Origin of the sequence: Nocardiopsis prasina DSM 43845 (assembly GCF_000341265.1) — a bacterium.
Lineage (GTDB): Bacteria > Actinomycetota > Actinomycetes > Streptosporangiales > Streptosporangiaceae > Nocardiopsis > Nocardiopsis prasina.
On sequence record NZ_ANAE01000044.1, the window covers coordinates 1 to 2,328 of the forward strand.

The 2,328-nt window shown below is 73.3% G+C and carries 2 protein-coding genes and 1 pseudogene; 1 reads left to right on the plus strand and 2 read right to left on the minus strand.

Annotated elements, in window-relative coordinates; all coding sequences use genetic code 11:
- A pseudogene (locus D452_RS0101215) lies at window positions 1–615 on the minus strand (hypothetical protein); the annotation flags it as partial.
- Window positions 616–1,022: 407 nt separating this feature from the next.
- On the opposite strand from D452_RS0101215, the gene D452_RS0101220 reads away from it, so the two are divergent.
- Window positions 1,023–1,640 carry a YceI family protein gene (locus D452_RS0101220; protein ID WP_017542342.1) on the plus strand — a complete coding sequence of 206 codons (618 nt, stop codon included), beginning with the start codon at window positions 1,023–1,025 and terminating at the stop codon, window positions 1,638–1,640.
- Between the two features lie 212 nt (window positions 1,641–1,852).
- Here D452_RS0101220 and D452_RS0101225 read toward each other — a convergent pair.
- Window positions 1,853–2,328 (minus strand): PfkB family carbohydrate kinase (locus D452_RS0101225; RefSeq protein WP_017542343.1); only part of this gene is annotated, 476 nt, incomplete at its 5' end.

Below are 2,328 nucleotides of genomic sequence, written 5' to 3' on the forward strand. Positions count from 1 at the left end.
GCGGTCGCCGTAGTCGTCATCCCCGTAGTCGTAGTCGCCGTAGTCGTAGTCGCCGCTCTCCGGCGAACCGGTCGCGTACGGGCGATCACGGCCACGGTCGCGGTCGCGGTCGCGGTCGCGGTCGCGGTCGCCGTCGGCGTCGTCGCGCCACGGCGGGCGGCCCTGACCGGACCCGTCATCGTCGGACCCGTCGCCGGCGGGACGGTCGCCGGCGGTCCCGTCGCCGTCGCCGGAGTCCGGCCGCTCCCGGGTATCCCCGGATTCCGCGCCGCCGCCGGGATCCGCACCGGCCGCGTCGCCGCTCTCGTCCTGCTCCTCCTGCGCCGGCTCGGGTTCCGCCGCCGGCGCGGTCGCTTCGGCCGTGGTCTGCTGCTCGCCGTCGACGACCGGGGCCTCGGTCGGGCCGGCGCTCGTGTCGTCGGGGGGCGGCGGCTCGTCCACGCCGATCTCGGTGCCTTCGCCGCTGAGCGAAAGGATCACGGCGAACACGCCGCCGAAGGCCAGACCCGCCGCAAGAGTGCCCGCCGCAAGCAGCAGGCGCCTGCGGCGCCGCTCCTGCCGGCGCCTGACGGTCCGGGTCGGGACGGGCTCGGCGTCTCGGGTGTCGCTACTCATACGGATCGCTGACGTGTCGGGGATGGGCGCACCGGCGCCGGTTCCATAGTGTGCAGGGGATCCACGGCGCATACGCTCCACAAGAGTACAGCGCGGACATCGCCACCCTACGGGGACGATAGGCCCGGATCCGGCCAGTCCGCGAGCCGCGGGATCCGCGGGACCACCGCCGCTGCACGTGCGGGCGCGATGTGTGAGTCATACGACAACGGACCATGTGAAAGAGGACCGAAAGCGGCCTTTCACCGGGTGCCGATATCCCTTGATCGTCCCGGACCGGCGAATGGGCGCCGCACCTGTGCCGTGAACCGGCCGCGGGACCCCTGCCACGCGACCCGAGGAGCGGTGCAGTCCGACATTGAAACGGGATATTAGCCTGAGAGAGAACAAACGAGGGGAAAACAGACATGAACCCACTCCCGCCTGAGGGCTACGACTTCGGTCCCGCACCGGGCCATTGGCACCTGGATCCCATCCATTCCTGCCTCATCTTCGTCGCCCGGTACCTGCACTTCGGACGGGTACAGGGAACGTTCAGCGACGCCAAGGGCGCGGTCATGGTGGCCGAGGACCCCATGAGCTCCAAGGTCGACGTCAGCATCCGCGCCGCCTCGGTCAACACCGGCGTGCAGGCGCGCGACGACCACCTGCGCTCGCCGGACTTCCTCGACGTGGAGACCCACCCGGAGATCCGGTTCGCCAGCACCCGGATCGAGGAGCGCTCCCGGCAGAAGCGCACCTTCTTCCTGCACGGAGACCTCACGATCCACGGCACCACGCAGCCGATCACCCTGGAGTGCCAGTGGGCGGGGGAAGCCCCCGACTACGCCGACCCGGACACCACGTACGGCCACTTCTTCGCCGGCAACACCCAGGTCCGCCTGTCCGACTTCGGCATGGGCGACGGCGGGCCGCTGCCCTGGGGCGGCCGCCTGGTCGGCGATACCATCGACATCGTCCTGGAACTCCGCGTCCAGGACACCGACCCCATCCACTTCCTGCGCCAGATCGGCCACGTCGCCTGACGCGGCGCCCCGGTCCGCACGGGCTCCTCTCGCCCCCCGGACCGCCGCTCGGCGCACCCCGCGGCCCCGGCACGGCGGACGGGGACGCACGGTCCTGAGGACGCAGGCGCACGGCGCCGGCGCACCTGCCGGCGCAGCGCCGCGCCGACGGAGCCCGGATCCCGCCTCGTGCCGCGCGCGGCCGCGCGCAAGCCGGGTCCGGGGCTTCCGGCTCAGCCCCGAGCCAACAGCTCTTCGATCTCGGCGCGCTCCGGCATGGAGGGTGCGGCACCGTGCCGCCCGACGGAGACGGCGGCGGCCGCCGCCGCGAAACGCAGGCACTCCTCGGGAGAGCGCTCCTCCGCCCGGGCGACGGCGAACGCCCCGCAGAACGTGTCGCCGGCGGCGGTGGTATCGACCGGCGTCGCCGCGCGGGCCGGCACGTGGACCGGATCGCCGCCGCGCGCGCCGTACAGGGAGCCGTCGCCGCCGAGGGTGACGATGGCTTCCGGGACGGTGCGCAGCAGGGCGGCCAGCGCGGCACGCGGGTCGGTCTCACCGGTGATCTTCGCCGCCTCGTGCTGGTTGGGGACCAGCAGATCGACCTGTTCCAGCAGCTCGGCGGGCAGCTCACGGGCCGGCGCCGGGGTCAGCACGGTCGGCACCCCCGCGGCGCGTCCGGCGCGTGCTGCGGCGACGACGGCGGCCA